The organism is Longibaculum muris, assembly GCF_004343035.1.
GTDB classification, from domain to species: domain Bacteria; phylum Bacillota_I; class Bacilli_A; order Erysipelotrichales; family Coprobacillaceae; genus Longibaculum; species Longibaculum muris.
Genome location: NZ_SMCQ01000019.1, coordinates 1 through 19,647, shown reverse-complemented (window position 1 = coordinate 19,647; position 19,647 = coordinate 1). Strand labels below are relative to the sequence as shown.

Here is a 19,647-nt window from a genome sequence, read left to right as displayed (position 1 = left end):
ATAGAGTTATAATTAGGTGAATAAAATGAGTGAATATATATTACAAGCAAAGAATTTAACAAAGATTTATGGATTACATAGTGAAAATGAATTTGAAGCATTACATGGGATTGATTTTACTGTTACAAGTGGTGAGTTTATTTGTATCATGGGACCAAGTGGAAGTGGGAAGTCTACATTTATCAATAATATTTCAACCATTGATATGCCAACTTCTGGTTGGGTAAGGATTCATGATATTGATATAAGAACAATGTCCTCACATGAAATAGGTAAATTTCGTTATCAAAACTTAGGGTTTGTTTTTCAGGACTTTAATCTATTAGATACTCATACACTCTTTGAAAATATAGCGATGCCACTATCCTTGGCACATATCGATAGAACACAAATAATCCAAAGAGTCCAAGCGATGGCTAAACAATTAAATATTGAACAACTTTTAAACAAATACCCTTACCAATGTTCAGGGGGACAAAGACAACGTGCTGCGATTGCTAGAGCGTTAATTAATCAGCCACAAATTATTATTGCTGATGAACCAACTGGTAATTTAGATAGTGAAAACTCTCATGAATTATTGATGTTGTTGAAGAAACTCAATGAGGATTATCAAACAACAATTATTATGGTCTCTCATGATCCTTTTATTGCTTCTTATTCTTCGAGATTAGTCTATATTAAAGATGGTTATATTGAACAGATGATTAAACGTGAAAGTCTTACACAAGATGAATATTTTCAAAAGATTGTTGAATTAAATTCTGCTGAATCAAGGAGACATTTTCAATAATGATTCAAAATGCTTTCCAATCTATTAAAGATGATTTTCAACGTTCATTATTTTATTGGTTAACCTTTGTTTTAACAACAATTTTTATGTTTGTCTTTTTTCAAATAGCCTGTTCTCCTTCAATTGGAATGACTTTTATTGATAGTCATAATAGTATTGTAACAACTTTAAGTGTTTTTGTTATTTTTATTTGTTTACTAAGTGTTTTCTTTGCTAATGATTTTTATGTTAAGAAAAAATCTAAGGAGCTTGCAATTCAACTAGTATGTGGGGCAACTTTTCGACAATTAACAGTCTTTCTATTATCTCAGACAGTTATTTTATTTTGTCTTGCTATTCCGATTGCTTTTTTGCTTTCTTATCTTTTATTATCGCTATTACCTTTAACTATAACATTTTCTCAAGAAGGAATGAATGTAACTTTATCTATGATGGCTTTTGAAGTCTTTTGGTGTACAATATTAAATCTTGGTTATGCTTATAGAAGCTCAATTGTTATGCTTATTCAAGGTGATAGAGCTTCTTTAAAGCAACCACTTTCTTTACCTTTTCATTTTAGCAAACAGATGAAAAAAGGTCTTATTTTAGTGATGTTTGTAGGACCTATTGTTTTATTATATATTTATGGAAAAGAAACATCTTCAACGATTTTATTTTCAATGATTGGGATGATAGGTTTATATCAATTCTTAGGTCAAGTAATCATTCCTGATATGAATCAATGGATTCAACAAAAATTAGATTCTTATCTTTCTTTAGTTTATTTAGGTTTTTTAAGACGAGATATTATTTTTATGAAAAATCATATTGTTTTTCAAATAGCAAGTGATGTTTTAATGATTGGGTTATTTGTTATGGGGATTGATAATACATTGTATATGATTTTGATATATGTTTCTTTTTTAGCAACACATTGTCTTTTGTCATTAACGATACTTTTTCGTTTTTCAACAGAAATGATAGAAAGAGAAAAGCTTGTTGTGACTTTAAAAAGAATTGGTTATGAAAATGATGCTTTAAAGAAGATTTTAAGAAAAGAAATTATTTTGTTGTATGGAATGATTTTATTGTTAGGCTTATTTTATCTTTTTAATATTTTATTATCTTTATATCTTCATGGGTTAATGGATTTTATGATTTTGGTTGTTATGATTTTGACATTTATGATTCCTTTAATGCTTTGTGCTATCATTAATCATTATCAATATCAAAAACAAATGAATATCGATTGATAGACTTCGACAAACGAAGTCTTTCTTGTTATAATGGAAAAGAAGGTGATGAATGATGTATAGTGTGATTATTTTGTGTGCAGGTAAAGGAACAAGAACTGGTTTGGATTATAATAAGATGTTATTTTCTTTTGGGAATCAAACGGTTTATGAAATGACTTTACAACGTTTTACAAGTGATAAAAAATGTGGTCAGATTATTGTCGTGACACAGTCATTTGAAAGAAAAGATTTTATGAAGTTATCTAATGATGCACGTATTGAATTTGTTAATGGAGGAAAAGAACGACAAGATAGTGTATTTGAAGGTTTACAAAAGGTGAAATATGATCAAGTATTGATTCATGATGGAGCAAGACCTTATGTAAAACAAGAATATATTGATTCATTGTTAGAATGTTTAAAATATCATAAAGCTTGTTTGTTAATGGTTCCTTGTAAAGATACAATAAAAAAAGTGATTAATGGAAAAGTTGTAGAAACATTACAAAGATCACAATTAATGCAAGCACAAACACCACAAGCATTTGATACAAAAGTTATTTTAGATGCTTATACAAAGGCAATGCTTGAAGGATATCAGGCAACTGATGATGCCCAAATGGTTGAGCATTTTAGTGATGAGAGTGTTTATGTTATTGTAGGAGATTATGAAAATAAGAAAATAACAACCCCAGAGGACTTATTGGATATTTCTTGAATATGATGAAAGGGGTGGTGTTGTGAAAAAGAACAAACATAGTTTATTAGTTATAAGTGTACTTGTTTGTGTATGTCTCATTGTTTATGTATTCTTTCCAAAGCCAGCATGTTCCTTATCTTCTTTTGATAAACGAGCAATCTGGTTTTCTTATTCAGACTTAGCAAAGTTTTCTTATGATTCTCAAAAAGCTTTTACTAAAGATTTTCAGACGGCTATTAATCGAGTTGAAAAATATAAAATAAATACTGTTATTGTACAAGTACGTCCTTTTAGTGATGCTCTTTATCAATCAAAATTATTTCCTATATCTCAAGTTATCTGTCAAAAAACATCTTTATCTTTTGATCCTTTAAAAGAAATGACAAAGATTGCCCATCAAAAAGGATTAATGATTGAAGCGTGGGTTAATCCTTATCGTATTTCTTTAAATCAAACAACATATCAACAGTTTATGAGTCAATCACCAAAAAGTGCATGGTTAAAAGATACAAAGTTAACTATTGGTTATGAACCTTTTAAATATATTTTAAATCCAGCTAGTCAAGAAGTTAGAGATTATATTGTTGCAGGAGTCAAGGAAATTGTTGAAAATTATGCGATAGATGGAATTCATTTTGATGATTATTTTTATATTGAGGGAACCCATGGGAAAACAACTAAGAATCAACGGTTGGATAATGTTAATACATTGATAAGTGATGTTTATCAATGTATTAAAGCAATAAATAAAGATGTAACGTTTGGGATTAGTCCTCAAGGTAATTATGAAAATTGTATAAATGAAGGGGCAGATGTAGATACTTGGCTTAAGGAAGAAGGTTATGTTGACTATGTTATGCCACAAATTTATTGGAGTGACCAATATGGTGAGTCACAAACAAAAATGTTTAGTCAACGCGCTAAGCAATTTGCAGGATTAAAACGTTGTCAGGATGTTGCTCTTTATGCAGGACTTGCACTTTATCGGGCTGGTGATGAATATGATGTTGATCAAGGTTGGAAGCTAGCTGATGATAATATTTCTCAACAGGTTCAGATTCTTTCTTTAAATGGATATAAAGGATTTGGTTTGTTTAATTATTCATCTTTGTCTAAAAAAGCAGCAATAAAAGAAATGGATGAACTTTTAAGAGTCCATCCCTATAATTCGTAGTTGACATTTATTTTATTTCTGTTATGATGTCATGGAGCCGACATAAAACCTATTTCGCCCAAGTTGGGTGTCGAGAAATAGGTGGATGCAGAAAATGAGATGAATTCGTTCATCTCATTTTAATTATCTAGAGAATTTAAAAATTTTTTCCAAGCATCAGGATGATCAACAAAATATTTAGGACAGATTTTTCCTGTAACATCATAATGTCTAATCACATCATCTTTATCTAAATGATAGGTTTGTATTAAAGCTTTGACTAATTTTTGTAAAGATTGATAAGTCGCTTGATTAAATTTTCCACTTTCATCTTTATGGCAACATTCAATAGAAATTGTATCTCGATTACGATTGTTAGAGGCATAGGAAACTTCGTTAAGTGGAATACATTGAATAATTTCACCTTTTAGTCCAATAATAAAATGACTAGAGACAGAAGCTGTTTTTTTAGTTTTAAGACTTTCAAAGTAATCATGATTATTTTGTGCTGTGGAGTTAGGATTAGCGGTATAATGAATGACAATTCCATTAACTTTATGTAGGGATTTACCACTTCTTGAATAAGGGTTGATAGTTAAAAATTGATGCTGAATTGATAATCCTTCAACATTATATTCTTCTATATCATTATGGGTTTGAACAATAAAATAACATCCTACCATACCACACAACAATAAAAGACCTAAAAAAACAATAACCCCTTTTTTTAATTTCTTTTTCTTACGTTTCATAGTTTCACCTCATTGATATCCATTATAACAGAAAAAGATGAATGAATAATTAATATTTTATTAAGATGAATAAATAATAAGGGAAGGATGATGATTATGAAATATAAAATAGGAATTATATCTGATACCCATAATGTCTTAAGAGCGGAAGTTGTTGATGATTTAAAAACTTGTGATTATATTTTACATGCTGGGGATATCATGAAAGTAGAAGTATTAGAGGCTTTACAACAAATTGCACCAGTTATAGCTGTTAAAGGGAATAATGATCAACTTGAGCTTGATGTGGAAAAGTATTTTGAAATTGGTGGTTATCACTTTTATATGGTGCATCAATTGGGTAAAAAGCAAGATGTTGATTTTTATATTTATGGACATTCTCATCAATTTGCATGTTATAAAGAGAGTAATGTTCAATATATCAATCCAGGAAGTTGTGGAAGAAAAAGATTTTCTTTGCCACTTACTTATGTGATTTTGAATATTTTTGATGATTATTATGTGATTGAAAAAAGAGTGCTATAATCTCTATAGAATGACTGTTGATATTTTGATTTAAAAATATAAAATTTATTGATAAATTCATTGTATTTTTAAAAATGATATGCTATAATCTGTAAGCATGTAAATTTATTTACTGCCTGTCTATATGAAAGATATAGACCATTAGACCATAGGAGGAGGTAAAAAAATGAACAAATACGAAATTATGTTTATTGTAAAACCAGACGTTGAAGAAGATGCTAGAAATCAATTAATTGAAAACTTCAAAAACATTTTATCAAATGGTGAAGGTAGCGTTGATAATGTAAACGAATGGGGATTACGTGATTTTGCTTATGAAATCAAAGATTACACTAAAGGATATTATGTCGTTGTAGATACAACAACTACTCCTGCAAATATTGCTGAATTCGAACGTTTATCACGTATTAATGCGAATGTATTACGTCACTTAACTCTTAGAAGAGACTAAGAAGGTGCGTAGATATGATTAATCGTGTCGTACTCGTTGGAAGAATGACAAGAGACCCTGAATTAAGAAGAACAAATACAGGTGCTGCAGTAACAAGTTTTACTTTAGCACTTAATCGTAACTATAATTCAGCAGATGGTCAACAAGCAGATTATATTAACTGTGTTGTTTGGAACAAAGTTGCTGAAAATGTAGAAAGATATTGTTCTAAAGGATCTTTAGTTGGTGTTGAAGGTAGACTACGTTCTCGTAGTTATGACAATGCACAAGGGCAAAAGGTATATGTTGTGGAAGTTGTTTGTGACAGTGTTCAGTTTTTAGAAACAAAAGCTGCCAGAGAAAAAGCACAACAGCAACAACCTCAAGTCGCACAAGATAATTTCTATGATATGAAAACAGTGGATTTAGAAAAAGATTTTGATAATTCTTTTGATTCATTTGATATCATGGAAGACGATATACAATTTTAAGGAGGATAAGACTTATGGCATTCAAAAGACAAAGAATGGGTAGAAAGAAAGTTTGCTACTTTACAAAAAATAAGATTGATTACATCGATTACAAAGATGTTGAATTATTAAAAAGATTCGTATCTGCTAATGGTAAAATCATTCCTAGACGTGTAACTGGAACAAGCGCTAAATACCAAAGACAATTAGCAACTGCTATTAAACGTGCTAGACAAATGGCATTATTACCATACGTTGGTGAATAATTGATATTTAAAATCCTTGATAACTCAAGGGTTTTTTCTTTTTTCATAAAGATAATTGTATTTAAATGATACTAGTATGAATATGATATTAATTATAAATAAGTGGAATAATCTAGCAAGAAGTAACAATACTAAAATTAATCAATTGAAATAAAAATATTATTATTGTAAATAAATATTCAATATGGAATATATTTTAAAAAAGCGTTCCAAAAGCGTTCCAAGGAACGCTTTTAAATTTTATATTGTTTGAGTGGTGTTATTTTGTATAAATGGTACTCAAAATTCGCTTAAATATTAAAATGAAAAATGTCAGTTATATATGCAATATTCATATAAAAAGGGCAGAAACAAAGCTATCATTATTGTTAAAAGACAAAACATCAAAATTTTAGAATGAATGACAAATGATACTTGTAATCTGGAATGTGATATGGGATGCTAATTAGTAATCAGCATGATTTATAATAAGAACTAACTTTATTTATAAATTTAATAAATTAATTGTGAAATCATAATGTAACGATAATATATTTATTAAAATATTCAAAACCTCTGTAATTTCATCCAAAGGCTTTTATTACAAAAAAATTTAAAATTCTTGATAAATTTTTTTCATTAAATCAATAGATTCTTGATAGATTTTGAAGAAGTCTTTTCTAAATAACTTTATAAAAATTATTCTCTTTCATCTCATGTTAAGATAGAGGTGACAAGGGATGGTGAATCACATGATAGATGATTTTTTTAAAGAGGTATATTGTCAAGTTTATAAATTATGGATTTTGAATTATCAAAAAGAAGGGTGTCGTATTTATAGTCGAGCAGATGACCAAGTTATGATTGAAACAGAATATGGGTTAGGCTCTGTTATGTTTCACCCTTTAAATATAATGGAATTAACAGTGATTCATAAAAGTACTCAAAAGATTGAATTATATCTTCATTTTCAAATGAAGAACTTTAAACATGCGATTGATTTGTTTTATGAACTCATTGATACAATAGAAAAACTTATGAATCAACCAAAAATTAAAATATTATTAAGTTGCAGTGGTGGATTAACAACGATGTTCTTTGCTGAAAAAATTAACGAAGCTTCTAATATTATGAACTTTAATTATGAAGCTGAAGCTGTAGCATATACAAAAATATATGAAGTAGCTGACGATTATGATGTGGTATTATTAGCTCCACAAATATCATATATGCTTCCTCAAATACAAAAGATGCTAGAACAACAAATAGTCTTAACAATTCCAGCAAAAATATTTGGAACATATGATGTAGCAGCCATTTTTCATCAAATAGACTATGCTCTAGCAAATAAAAAAGCAAAACAAAAGAAAAAAGCATTATCACTTAAAACAGATATAGAATATTATGAAACAATTCTATCAATTGCGATTATACGGACAAAAGAAAATATTGTTATTGCTTATCGGGTTTATGCTCCAAACTATGAAATACTTATGGAAAATGATATTGTCAAAGAAATCATGACAATGGATGATATCTTTAATACTATTGATACAATTCTAGCATTATATCCAAGTATTACAAAGATAGGATTTTCATCACCAGGAATTATTCAAGAAAATTATATACGATTACCAGTTATCAATGGTTTAAATGATTTAGATATTGGAGCAATAAAAGCACATTACAAACAAAAGATTATTTTTGGTAATGATGTTAATACTGCAATAACAGGATATTATTATTCAATGAAACAAGGAAACTTGGTATCCTTATTATTCTATCCTCAAGGATTAGATTGTGGAGTTGGAACAATTATAGATGGTCAATTGATTAAAGGTCATAAAAATTTTGCTGGGGAAGTGAAATTCTTACCTCATAATATTGAAAATGTAGATATTCATGTTAATAGAACTCCAGAAGAAATCATTGAGCATTTAAGTAAAGTTATGGCATCTATGAGTTGTGTCATTGCACCAGAAACAATTGTTGTATGTTGTCGTGCAGTTACTGATATGAAGAAATTGAAAGAAAGTGTTATGCATTATATTCCAGAGGAATATATGCCAACTATTGAGCTTATTAATAATCATCAATTAAGAGATTATAGTTTGTTAGGTCAGTTAGTATTATGTTTAAAACGGTAAAAAACATCTTGTAAATCAAGATGTTTTTTGGGAGGTTTATCTATACTGTACTTTTTTAGTTTTACAGTCACAATATTCTTTTGAAGCATAAATCTTATGGAAATGTTCAGGTTGATTGATATCTCTTGTATATCCATCATCGTCATATAAAGTGTATTCAATTTCATCTTGAACATAGCCTAGTACATATAATTCATCAAAGTTCATATCACGAGTTGTTAAAGCTGGTTTTGCAAATGGAACAATATGATTTGGTTTAATAAAGAAAATCATTTCATTAAATCCTACATGAATATAATGATTACCTTTTTCTAACTCAATTTCATCATAATCACTTAATGAACGCATTCTTATTAACTTCATATTCTCAGGAAGATAAACAAATCGTCCACGACCATTTTGTTCATAAATAGGAGCAATCATAATAGCTTCACCAACCATTAATTGATCTTCAATAAGTCTTGCTTGTTTGTCATCTTCATAATCAAAAGCTAATGGTCTAAAATAACTTTCATCAGATAATGCTGCTTTCACAAGTTCACTATATAAATAAGGAATAAAAGCATATCTTATTTCAATCATATTTTTAAATATTTCAGTATGTTTAAATGCATAAAGTTCTTGTGCACGTTGACTTTGGGAATGATTTCTCATTAATGGCGTAAAGATTCCAAATTGTACCCAACGCATTAATAATTCTTCATTGGTATCACTACCAAAGCCACCTAAATCACCACCACTATAAAGAAAACCACACAAGTTAATATTAGGCATTTGTTGAATACATAATTTTAAATGTGACCACCAAGCAAGATTATCACCAGTCCAGATTCCACTATATCTATGCATACCAATCATTGAACCACGTGAAAACAATAAAATTCTTTTCTCTGGTGAAAATCTTTCAAAAGCTTCACCTGCTGCTCTTGTTAAGTTATAACCATAAAGATTATGAACCTTATCATGTCTTACTTTTTGACCATTAATATCATGATAAAACAATTGATAATCTTTTGGATTACTAGATAACTTAGAAAACTGACCACGCATTTTAAAATAAGTAAATAAGTTTAATTCACTATCTCTTAATTCATCAACTAAACTATATGCTTCATTCAATCTTTCATCAGTATAAAAAATAGAAGGCTCATTCATATCATTCCATATCCCATCAATCCCTTTATCTAATAAGAATTGATATTGGTCTCCAAACCAATGACGATTATCTTCATTCAATACATCAACAAAATGACAATAACCAGGCCATACACCACATTTAAAGTTCTTACCATCTTTATCCTTACAAAAACGATTTTGTTTAACCCCTTCATCATAAACATGATATCCTTCTTTCACCTTAATTCCAGCATCAATAATTGGAACCATATGAACACCTTGTTCTTTAAATTCTTGAACAAGTTCTTCAAAATGAGGCAGATTCTCACGATTAATTGTAAAACTTTCATAATCTTCCATATAATCAATATCTAAATAAATAGCATCTAATGGAATCTGATTTTCTTGATATTGCTTAACAATATTTCTAAAATCATCTTCTGTTTTATACATCCAACGACTTTGATGATAACCTAATGCCCATTTTGGTGGAATATAACTTTGTCCAATTAATTGACGAAATTGTTTAGCTATATCTTTAAGATTATCTCCTTCAATTAAATAAATATCAAAATCATTATCATCACAAGTAATAATCAATTGATCAATTTCAGTTTCTCCAATATCATAACTAACAATTCCAGCAGCATCAAAAAAGACCCCTAATTGTTTTTTTCCATCAATAATAAAGAAGTTATGCGCAGCATATAAACTATTACGATCTTCAGTATGTTTAGCACCATCCATACATCTAGAAATATAAGTAAAACCACGCTTATTAATTCCCCGCATATTTTCACCTAATCCATAGATAATATCATTATCATCCATTGTATAAGTAAAAGTCATTTTTTCCTTGTTTTCCAATTGAAAAAATGCAATGTTTTCATCACAAATAGGAATTGATTTAACAATAGTATCAGTAGATATTGGTTGACCATATCTATATCTTTTTATCATTTTTATTTTCTCCTTTGCTAATTTGTAATAAAATAATATAATAAAAAATATAAATATTCTTGCATATATTATACAGAAAAATATAACAAATTTGATTTGGAGGTTTATTATGAAAAGTTTTAGAGAAAAACATAGTCATGGTGACAGATTGTTTCCCTTTGAATTTTTTGATCAAAGTGGCGAGGTTAATGAGCAAGTCTGTTTTTTACATTGGCATGATGAAATAGAGTGGCTTTATGTCTGTGAAGGAAAAATTAATATATTTGTAGATGGAATATCACATATCATCAATGCTGGGGAAATGTATGCTTTAGAACCGCATATTCTTCACTATATGATTGCGATTGAAAAAAGTCGTTATTTGACATGTGTATTTGACCGCCATTTATTAGAGTTTGCTTTAGCTGATTATGTATCTTGTCAATATATTAATCCTTTTATTGAAGGAAAATTAACAATTAAGAATCCAGTTATCTGTTCTGATTTACGGATTCAAAACACCTTTTTCAATATTTTAAATGAATACAAAAATCAACAAATCAGTTCTCAATTAAGCATTAAACTCAACTTATTATATATTTTTCAAGATCTTATCGAAAATAATTATTTAATTCCTCTAGAACAAAACAAACATAATTTATTAGCTGTAGAAAAAGTCTTACAATATATAGAAAAGAATTATCAGGAAAAAATTACCAGTCAATCTTTAGCCCAACTTGTCAATTATAACCATCAATATTTTTCAAGATACTTTAAAGAAAATACAGGTTATACACCAATTGAATATATTAATCATTATCGTATAGAAAAAGCTTGTGAATTACTTTTTGATATGGATTTATCTATATTAAGTATTAGTGTTGAATGTGGTTTTGATAGTTGTAGTTATTTTATTAAGAAGTTTAAAGAAATAAAAAGTATGTCACCTAAGCAATATCGTAAAGTCCTTTTAGAAAATTATGAAAAGGAACAAAGATATTTGATGTCAAAATCAGTAAAAAAGAGTTGAATATGAGAGAAAAAATCAAATTTGTTATATTTTTACATCTCAAATGAACAAGTAAGTTGTATTATTTTCACTTATAATACTTGTAGAACGTTTCTAAAGTAGACAGATTCTAGATGGTGTTTACTAATATTATATTTGAGGAGAAAAAATATGAAGGAAAAGTTTGAGAGTTTTTTTGAAAAGATTAGTCCAATGATTAATAAGATTTCAACCAATCGATTTTTACAAGGACTATCTGGGGGAATGATGGCAACATTACCAATTACGGTTGTTGGTTCATTTGCTTTATTATTAGTTGTTGTTCCTTTAGGACCAATTTCTACATTTATTCAAAATTCAGGTCTATCTAAAGTCTTTAATACTGTTTATACTTATACAATGGGTTTATTAGCTGTTTATATGGTCTTTTTCATTGCTAAAAACTTAGCAAATCAATATTTAAAGAATGATGATGGAATGACTGCTGCGGCCATTGCATTTTTAAGTTTTTTGATTGTAACACCATTAGGGGCAACTGCTGATGAAGTTACAGCGATTCCAACAACTTGGCTAGGTGCTCAAGGTGCATTTACAGCTATTATTGTTGCGAGTGTGAGTGTTGCTATTTATCGTTATTGTAAGGTTCATCATTTAACAATTAAAATGCCTGAAGGTGTTCCACCAATGGTATCTAATGTTTTTGAAGGAATTATTCCTTTTGTGATTGTTGCGGTTTTATTTATGGGTGTGAATTATGCTTTCTCTTTGACAAGTGTTGAATGTTTACATCAAGCTGTTTATACATTATTACAAGTTCCTATGCAATCATTAGGAGGAAGTATTTGGGCGGTTTTATTTATTGCTTTCTTTGCTCAAGTATTATGGTTCTTTGGAATTCATGGTCAAAATGTTTTATCACCATTTTATAATCCAATTTGGTTAGCTTTAGATGCAGCAAATCTTGCAGCTTATTCAACTGGAGTAGCAGGACCTAATATTGTTGGAAATGCTTTTTACAATATCTTCTGTTTTGGTGGATATCAGATTGCTTTATGTTTATTGTTATTACGTGCAAGATCTAAACAATTTAGAGAATTTGGTAAATTGGGAATTGGACCAGCAATCTTTGGGATTGGTGAACCTTTAAACTTTGGGATGCCATTGATCTTAAACTTTAAATTTATTGTTCCTTTCTTAACTAATGGGGTTTTGATGTTAGCAGTTGCCTATCTAGCAATTGCGAGTGGTCTGGTACCACATCTCAATGGTACAACGTTTGTCTTTGGGTTACCATTTGGAATAGGAGCCTTTTTAGAAGGTGGATGGAAAGTTTTAGCATTAGCTATTGTTGTTAATATTATATTACCTTACTTCTTATGGATGCCATGGGTAAAAATGGCTGATAAAGAAGCTTATCAACAAGAACAAGGTGCTCATAAGGAATAGAAATATTCCTTTTTTTCTTTATGTTAATAAGGAGTATCAATTTTCTTAAATTGTGCTATAATATGCTATACTTTATATGTTGAGAAAGGGCGATATTATGGGTAGAACAAATACAAAGAAAATGGTACAAGGAGCAATGATAGCAGCAATCTTTGGAGCGTTATCGTTGTTTAATACATATACTGGAAGTATGTTTGATGTGTTGATTTGTTATGTGATGAGTGTTCCTCTTGTTTGGTATGGTTATACTTATTCTTTAAAAGATAATATCATTGTCTGTGTTGTTTCAATGTTTGTTATTGCTATGATGGGATTGCCTTTCTTTGTTATTTCATCAATTGAGTCATGTTTAGCTGGTTTATTTATTGGTGAGGCTTTAAAACGTAAAGCTAAGAAAGAAACAATTTTATTTGGAACATTAGCAGTGACTTTCCTTAATAATATTTTGATTTATGAAGTTTTTTCAGGATTATTAGGGGTTGATCTCATTGCTGAGATGAGAGATATGTATATAACCATGATTCAACCTATATCAGCTTTATCAAATAGAATATCATTAGAGTTTTTTATAGCTTTGGCACCACTTTTTCTATTAATGGTATCAGTCATGGAAATGTATGTGATTGTTTTAATGTGTCAGATTATTTTAATGCGTTTAAATATTCAATTTCCGGGTTCATTTCATATTGCAAATATGCATTTAAGTAAACCTGTGGGATTGATTTTATCAATTGGTCTCGTGGTTTCTTATGGGTTAGTAAAATTTGGTTATGTTGATAGTATTTATTTAACTTATCTATATACAATTTGTGTTGTGGTTTTAGCTTTACAAGGATTGGCTTTTTTATCTTGGTTGTTGATTGTGAAGGAAAAAGCTAAATTTATGATGTTTGTGTTGTTGGGTTTATTTATTCCAATGGTTAATACTTTTTATGTGGTTATTGGAATCGTTGATATATTTAGTGATTTAAGAGAAAATATATTGTATAATAGACATAGCAATGATTAAAGGAGGGATGAATAATGGCAAGAAAGATTCTTCAAGCTAGAAATATTATACTAGCATTATTAATTGGAGAATGTGTTTTGTTATTTGGTTTATATCTTTTGTTAAATGGACCAATGTTATTTGCATTTGCAGTTTATGCCTTAATTAAGAATATCTTCCTATTCATTGTCTTGGCTTATCTCACGTATCTTGTGGAAACAAATAATATGAGTGTTGCTGATGCATTAGATGTTGATGCTAAGAATGCTTTGATTTTTGGTGGTATTGCTTTGATTCAATATGATGAAACAAGAAATGTTGTTTGGACAAGTGATTTGTTTAAAGAAATGAATATTAATATTGTTGGAGTTAAGTTATTAGAATGGCAACCTCATTTGGCTTCACTTTTTGAAGATGAGGATATTAAGGTTGTAGATATTAAAGGTAAGAAGTTTGAAGCTTATAACAGTAAAGAAACAAAACTTATTTATCTAAAAGATGTCACACAGTTTTTATCTTTACAACAAGATTATTTAGATCAGCAAGTTTGTATGGCTTATATTACAATTGACAATTATGAAGAAACTTTGGAAAATGCTGATGAACCGAAGATGGCGATGATTCAAGCAAAATCAAGACAGGTTATTGTTGATTGGGCTTATTCTAATGGGATTATTATTAGGCGGTTTAAATCAGGTGGTTATTTAGCTTTCTTTAATGAAAGAATTTATAAAAAACAAGTAGAAAATAAATTTGCAATATTAGATACTTTTAAAGAGATGTCTAGAGAATTAGATGAAGTTATGACTTTAAGTATTGGAATTGGCCGTGATTCAAGAGTATTAAGAGAACTTGATGATATGGCATCGGCAGCTTTGAACTTAACTTATTCTCGTGGGGGAGATCAAGTTGCTGTAAAATCAGGTGATGATAATGTAAAATTCTTTGGTGGCAATAGTGATACTTTTGAAAAGAGTAGTAAAGTTCGTGCCAGAGTTATTGCACAATCGTTAGCTGGATTGATAAAAAATTCGAGTCAAGTTCTGATTATGGGACATAAAAATTCGGATTTGGATTCATTTGGAGCGTCTTTAGGTGTTGCTAAGATTGCTAAGGCTTATGGGAAGAAAACAAATATTGTTGTTGATTTAGATTCAATTGAGAAAAAAACCAAAGATGTTGTGACGATTGTTAAATCAGATGAACGTTATAAAGGTTTGATAGTGACTTATACGGAAGCAATGGAGCGTATCAACAAGAATACTTTATTGATTATTGTGGATAATCATAAACCAAGTTTAGCTATTTCAAGTGCTTTGTTAGAGCGTGTTAGAAATAAAGTGATTATTGATCATCATCGTCGTGGTGAAGAATTTATTGAAGCACCAGTTTTAACTTATTTAGAGCCAGCGGCTTCAAGTACTGTTGAACTGGTTGTTGAATTGTGTGATTACCAAAATGTGGATTTGAATATTAATGAATTAGATGCTACTATTATGTATGCAGGTATGTTGGTTGATACGAACAACTTTAAACAAAGAGTAGGCGTTCGTACATTCCAGTCAGCTGCGCAGTTAAAAGAATTACAAGCTAATGTAACTCAAGCTTATGAATTCTTAGAAGATTCTTATGAAGATACTTTAAAGAAATTATCAATTACTCAAGAAGCATATCAATATAATGACTATATATTGATAGCATGTGGTCAAGAAAATCAAGAATATTCACGTACGATGTTAGCTAAAGCAAGTAATTCTATGCTTGAAGTAAGCAGCATTAAGGCTTCTTTTACCATTGGTCGTGTTTCTAAGACAATGGTAGCGTTAAGTGCAAGAAGTGCTAAGGATATTAATGTCCAAATTATTATGGAGAATATGGGTGGTGGTGGTCATTTTAGTATGGCTGCTGCACAATTTGAAAATCAAAGTATTGAAGAAGTAAGAGTTTTATTAGAAGAAAAAATTAAAGAATATTTAGATGATAGAGGTGAAGTATAATGAAAGTTATTTTGACTCAAGATGTAAAGAAAGTAGGAAAGAAAGGCGAAATTGTGAATGTTGCTGATGGTTATGGGCAAAACTTTTTAATTAAAAATAAGTTGGCTGTTTTAGCAACTGCACATGGTAAGGAAATTGTTGCTCAAAATAAGGAACAAGAACGTTTACAAGATTTAGAAAATAAAAAGAAAGCTGAAGAATTAAAAGCTGTTTTAGAAGGAATTACATTGGAGTTTTATTTATCTTCAGGTAAAGATGGAAAGACTTTTGGTAGTGTTTCAACAAAGAATATTGCTGAAGAATTATTGAAAAAACATGATATTAAGATTGATAAAAGAAAATTTATTAATGCAAGACCAATTCAAGCATTAGGATATACAAGATTAGAAATTGAATTGTATAAGGATGTTATTGCAACAATTAAAGTGCATTTACAAGAAAAATAAGGAGTGAGCAAGATGGCCAGAGAATATCCCCATGATATAGAAGCAGAAAGATCTTTATTAGGTTCTATGCTGATATCAAGTGACGCTTGTCAAAATATATTAAGCCTAGCAACAAAAGATGATTTCTATTTGGATAGCCATCGCATTCTTTTTGAGGCTATGCAATCTATTGATAGTCAAAATAATCCTGTTGATGTCACAACAGTAACATCTTATTTAATTGATAAGAAGTTATTGGATAAAATTGGTGGGGTTGAGTATTTATTACAATTAAGTGAATCTGTTCCAACAACTGCTCATAGTGAGTATTATTTAAAGATATTAAATGAAAAATCATTATTAAGAAGATTGATTCAAGAGTCAACTGAGATTATTGAACATGCTTATGGTGATATTGGAAATATTAATGATTTTATTGGTGAAGCAGAGAAGAATTTTTTAAATGTAACAAGAGATCGTAATGCTGGTGAATTTCAAGATGTTAAATCAGTTATTCAAAAAGTAACAGATCGCTTGGTTATGTTACAAAAGGCTGATGGAAAAATTTCTGGTGTTAAGACGGGATATTATGATCTAGATCGATTAACATCAGGCTTTCAAAAAGGTGATTTGATTATTTTAGCAGCAAGACCTTCTGTTGGAAAAACAGCTTTTGCCTTAAATGTGGCTTATAATGTTGCTTATAAATCAGATGAAGCAGTTGCTGTATTTTCATTAGAAATGCCTGCTGAACAATTAATTCAACGTATTATTTGTTCGGCTGGAAGTTTAAATGCTGAATCATTGCGTTCAGGAAGTATTTTGAAAGAAAATAACGAAAGATACTATGCTGCGGCTGATAAAGTTTCTAAATGTAATCTTTATATAGATGATACACCAGGAATTAGAGTTGGTGAAATAGCTGCTAAGTGTCGTCGTTTAAAACGTGAACAAGGCTTGAAAATGATCATTATTGACTATTTACAATTAATTTCAGGACCAGCAAATAGTCGTGAATCACGTCAACAGGAAGTTTCTGATATCTCACGTCAATTAAAGATGATTGCCAGAGAGTTAGAAGTTCCAGTTATTGCTTTAAGTCAGTTATCACGTTCAGTAGAAAAGCGTGATAATAAACGACCAGTTTTATCTGACTTAAGAGAATCTGGGGCGATTGAACAAGATGCTGATATTGTTTCATTTATTCATCGTGAAGATTATCAAGATCCTAAAAAGGAAGCAGAAACTCAAGGCGCTACAGATATTATTGTTGCTAAGCACCGTAATGGGGCATTAGCTGATATTCGTCTTGTTTTCTTGAAACAGTATAGTAAATTTGCTAATCCTGCAAGAAGTGATCAGCAAGTCAATCCATTAGAACCAACAAAAGATTTAAGAACATAATGAAAAGACTATAGTAAAATAACTTCTAAAAGTTATTTCACTACAGTCTTTTTAAGTTCTTTGATCAAATTGTTGATGGCATGATGGACAAGTTACTGTAATTTCACCTTTACCTCTAGGAACTCTAAGGTATTGATGACAGTGTGGGCATTTTAAATACTTATGCGTTTTTCTATATTTCCATTTATTTTGTTGACGTTTAAAGAATTTTCTTATTCCTGCTGTTTTTTGTAAATACCAATCATTTTCTGCACGACGTTTATAATATTGTTTAGAGAACATTCTAAACAATGTATAAATAATAATTGGATAACAAATAAATATAACCGGAGGATATACAAAAGAAATCACCGCTAAAATAATATAGAGAATAAATAAAAAATTTCCCAACTGGTCAACACCATATCTACCATACATAAAATTTCTCAACCATTTCATTTTTATCACCTGAATTCATTATAGAGATGAATTATGAATGAAATATGTACAATTATGATTTCTTTTATAGTATAATAAGATATCGTGGAGGTTGATATCATATGTATAATCAATATCGTGAAGGATGGCTTGAAGTCATATGTGGGTGTATGTTTGCGGGAAAGACAGAAGAACTCATCAGACGTATTAATGTATTATCCTTTGCTAAAAAGAATATTATTGTTTTTAAACCAAAAATTGATAATCGTTATTCGGAAACAGAAATTGTTTCACATGCTGGAACAAGAGTTCCTTGTATTGTGGTTAATGATTCTAAAGAAATTTTAAAATATGTTAAACCAGATACAGATGTTGTGGCAGTGGATGAAGTACAATTCTTTGATCATGATATTGTTGATGTTTGTGAATATTTAGCTGATCGTGGATTGCGTGTCATGGTAGCGGGGTTGGATAAAGACTTTAGAGGTGAACCATTTGGGGTTTTACCTGAACTTTTAACACGTGCTGAATTTGTTACAAAATTAACTGCTGTTTGTGCAAAATGTGGTGCTCCTGCAACCCGTACACAAAGACTTGTAGATGGTAAACCAGCATCCTTTGAAGATCCAATTGTTTTAGTTGGAGCTGTTGAACACTATGAGCCAAGGTGTCGTCATTGTCATGAAATTTTAAATAAACCACATAAATTTTAAAAGTTCACAAAAAAGACATATTTCTAGGTTATATTATTAGATGTCGAAAGACAAATACGATAGTATTGATTCCCCTCAAATCTATCATATATCCCTAAGAAAGAGATGTTTCCCCAAAGCATCTCTTTCACTTTTTTTAAAGTCCTTGAGGACTTTTTTCTTTTTCGCGTATTTTTTTAAGAAAAAACGTATAGAATAAGAAAAAAGAGGGGGAACTGTTTATGCGCCTTTGGCATCAAGATTTAATTGCATATTTACCATATCAACAATTATTAGGACAACATCGAGAAATATGTGCAATGCGAGGAAAGGGATGGAAAAGAAAACATCAAACTGTTGATTATGTTTATACCCATCCTTATCAATATTTATATCAATTTCATTTGTTAGTTATTCAAGAAATGGAAAAAAGAGGCTATCAGGTTAATCCATTGTGGAAAGATCCTTGTTATAGAGGGATACAGCTAGGATACGAAGTTTCTGAAATGACTTTCTGTCAAGATATCCAAGTATCTTCACCTATATATCCAGAACATAACGAAGCTTATCTTAAAGAATGTTTAGACAATCTTCACCAAAAAGGGATTGATATTTCATTATAAGTTCACAACAATTACAAATAATGTTCATACATGGTTCATATTGACACGGTATATTAAAAGTGTAAAGAATCTTGACTTTCGAAGCAGATATATTGAATAAATGAGTACTATAAAAGGGAAAAACCTTGATTATATAAGGTGTTTTCCCTTTTTTGATATGCA

The 19,647-nt window shown here is 29.7% G+C and carries 20 protein-coding genes; 17 read left to right on the top strand and 3 right to left on the bottom strand.

Features of this window, described 5'->3' with window-relative positions; translation table 11 throughout:
• Positions 1-25 precede the first annotated feature (25 nt).
• From EDD60_RS11660 to EDD60_RS11645, 4 genes are read left to right on the top strand one after another with little or no spacing between them, the layout of a single operon-like run.
• Complete coding sequence (locus tag EDD60_RS11660; RefSeq protein ID WP_066445067.1) at positions 26-793, top strand: ABC transporter ATP-binding protein; 768 nt, start codon at positions 26-28, stop codon at positions 791-793.
• Positions 793-2,025, top strand: a complete 1,233-nt coding sequence (locus EDD60_RS11655; protein ID WP_132226422.1) for an FtsX-like permease family protein — start codon at positions 793-795, stop codon at positions 2,023-2,025. Before EDD60_RS11660 ends, EDD60_RS11655 begins: the two co-directional genes overlap by 1 nt.
• Positions 2,026-2,077: 52 nt before the next feature.
• Entirely contained in the window at positions 2,078-2,725 is a 648-nt protein-coding gene (ispD, locus tag EDD60_RS11650) for a 2-C-methyl-D-erythritol 4-phosphate cytidylyltransferase (RefSeq protein ID WP_207905323.1), read from the top strand.
• A 22-nt stretch (positions 2,726-2,747) separates the two neighbouring features.
• On the top strand, positions 2,748-3,881 hold the full coding sequence (locus EDD60_RS11645) for a glycoside hydrolase family 10 protein (protein WP_066445075.1): 1,134 nt from the start codon (positions 2,748-2,750) through the stop codon (positions 3,879-3,881).
• 119 nt (positions 3,882-4,000) lie between these two features.
• Here the strand turns inward: EDD60_RS11645 and EDD60_RS11640 are convergent, their stop codons facing one another.
• A complete protein-coding gene (locus tag EDD60_RS11640) occupies positions 4,001-4,612 on the bottom strand; it encodes a peptidoglycan recognition protein family protein (protein WP_066445080.1) in 612 nt (203 codons plus the stop codon).
• Positions 4,613-4,708: 96 nt separating this feature from the next.
• Here EDD60_RS11640 and EDD60_RS11635 point away from each other — a divergent pair, with 96 nt between their 5' ends.
• The 5 genes from EDD60_RS11635 to EDD60_RS11615 all read left to right on the top strand — a co-directional run bounded on the left by EDD60_RS11635 (position 4,709) and on the right by EDD60_RS11615 (position 8,429).
• Positions 4,709-5,137, top strand: a complete 429-nt coding sequence (locus EDD60_RS11635) for a metallophosphoesterase family protein (RefSeq protein WP_066445081.1) — start codon at positions 4,709-4,711, stop codon at positions 5,135-5,137.
• Between the two features lie 166 nt (positions 5,138-5,303).
• A complete protein-coding gene (gene rpsF / locus EDD60_RS11630) occupies positions 5,304-5,588 on the top strand; it encodes a 30S ribosomal protein S6 (protein WP_066445083.1) in 285 nt (94 codons plus the stop codon).
• A 14-nt stretch (positions 5,589-5,602) separates the two neighbouring features.
• On the top strand, positions 5,603-6,058 hold the full coding sequence (ssb, locus tag EDD60_RS11625) for a single-stranded DNA-binding protein (RefSeq protein WP_066445085.1): 456 nt from the start codon (positions 5,603-5,605) through the stop codon (positions 6,056-6,058).
• A 14-nt stretch (positions 6,059-6,072) separates the two neighbouring features.
• Positions 6,073-6,303, top strand: a complete 231-nt coding sequence (rpsR, locus tag EDD60_RS11620; RefSeq protein ID WP_066445088.1) for a 30S ribosomal protein S18 — start codon at positions 6,073-6,075, stop codon at positions 6,301-6,303.
• A gap of 731 nt (positions 6,304-7,034) precedes the next feature.
• Complete coding sequence (locus tag EDD60_RS11615; RefSeq protein WP_165973148.1) at positions 7,035-8,429, top strand: ROK family protein; 1,395 nt, start codon at positions 7,035-7,037, stop codon at positions 8,427-8,429.
• A 36-nt stretch (positions 8,430-8,465) separates the two neighbouring features.
• On the opposite strand, the gene EDD60_RS11610 is transcribed toward EDD60_RS11615, so the two are convergent.
• Positions 8,466-10,505, bottom strand: coding sequence for a glycoside hydrolase family 31 protein (locus tag EDD60_RS11610; RefSeq protein WP_066445094.1), 2,040 nt, complete (start codon positions 10,503-10,505; stop codon positions 8,466-8,468).
• A 109-nt stretch (positions 10,506-10,614) separates the two neighbouring features.
• Between EDD60_RS11610 and EDD60_RS11605 the strand changes: the two genes are divergently transcribed.
• From EDD60_RS11605 to dnaB, 6 genes are all read left to right on the top strand, one after another.
• Positions 10,615-11,514, top strand: a complete 900-nt coding sequence (locus EDD60_RS11605; RefSeq protein ID WP_066445096.1) for a helix-turn-helix domain-containing protein — start codon at positions 10,615-10,617, stop codon at positions 11,512-11,514.
• A gap of 150 nt (positions 11,515-11,664) precedes the next feature.
• A complete protein-coding gene (locus EDD60_RS11600) occupies positions 11,665-12,939 on the top strand; it encodes a PTS sugar transporter subunit IIC (protein ID WP_066445098.1) in 1,275 nt (424 codons plus the stop codon).
• 97 nt (positions 12,940-13,036) lie between these two features.
• Positions 13,037-13,948: a DUF2232 domain-containing protein gene (locus EDD60_RS11595; RefSeq protein ID WP_066445100.1), complete on the top strand. Its 912-nt coding sequence runs from the start codon at positions 13,037-13,039 to the stop codon at positions 13,946-13,948.
• A gap of 14 nt (positions 13,949-13,962) precedes the next feature.
• Positions 13,963-15,924, top strand: a complete 1,962-nt coding sequence (locus EDD60_RS11590) for a GGDEF domain-containing protein (RefSeq protein ID WP_066445105.1) — start codon at positions 13,963-13,965, stop codon at positions 15,922-15,924.
• Entirely contained in the window at positions 15,924-16,370 is a 447-nt protein-coding gene (gene rplI, locus EDD60_RS11585) for a 50S ribosomal protein L9 (RefSeq protein WP_066445108.1), read from the top strand. Before EDD60_RS11590 ends, rplI begins: the two co-directional genes overlap by 1 nt.
• Before the next feature lie 12 nt (positions 16,371-16,382).
• A complete protein-coding gene (gene dnaB, locus EDD60_RS11580; RefSeq protein WP_066445110.1) occupies positions 16,383-17,753 on the top strand; it encodes a replicative DNA helicase in 1,371 nt (456 codons plus the stop codon).
• A gap of 51 nt (positions 17,754-17,804) precedes the next feature.
• Here dnaB and EDD60_RS11575 read toward each other — a convergent pair whose 3' ends face one another.
• Positions 17,805-18,191 carry a hypothetical protein gene (locus EDD60_RS11575; RefSeq protein WP_066445112.1) on the bottom strand — a complete coding sequence of 129 codons (387 nt, stop codon included), beginning with the start codon at positions 18,189-18,191 and terminating at the stop codon, positions 17,805-17,807.
• 101 nt (positions 18,192-18,292) lie between these two features.
• Between EDD60_RS11575 and EDD60_RS11570 the strand changes: the two genes are divergently transcribed.
• Together EDD60_RS11570 and EDD60_RS11565 are read left to right on the top strand one after the other, a co-directional pair.
• A complete protein-coding gene (locus EDD60_RS11570; RefSeq protein ID WP_066445114.1) occupies positions 18,293-18,883 on the top strand; it encodes a thymidine kinase in 591 nt (196 codons plus the stop codon).
• Between the two features lie 221 nt (positions 18,884-19,104).
• The gene (locus EDD60_RS11565; RefSeq protein ID WP_066445116.1) at positions 19,105-19,485 is read left to right on the top strand and encodes a TIGR02328 family protein; all 381 of its coding nucleotides are present in this window, start codon (positions 19,105-19,107) and stop codon (positions 19,483-19,485) included.
• Positions 19,486-19,647 lie beyond the last annotated feature (162 nt).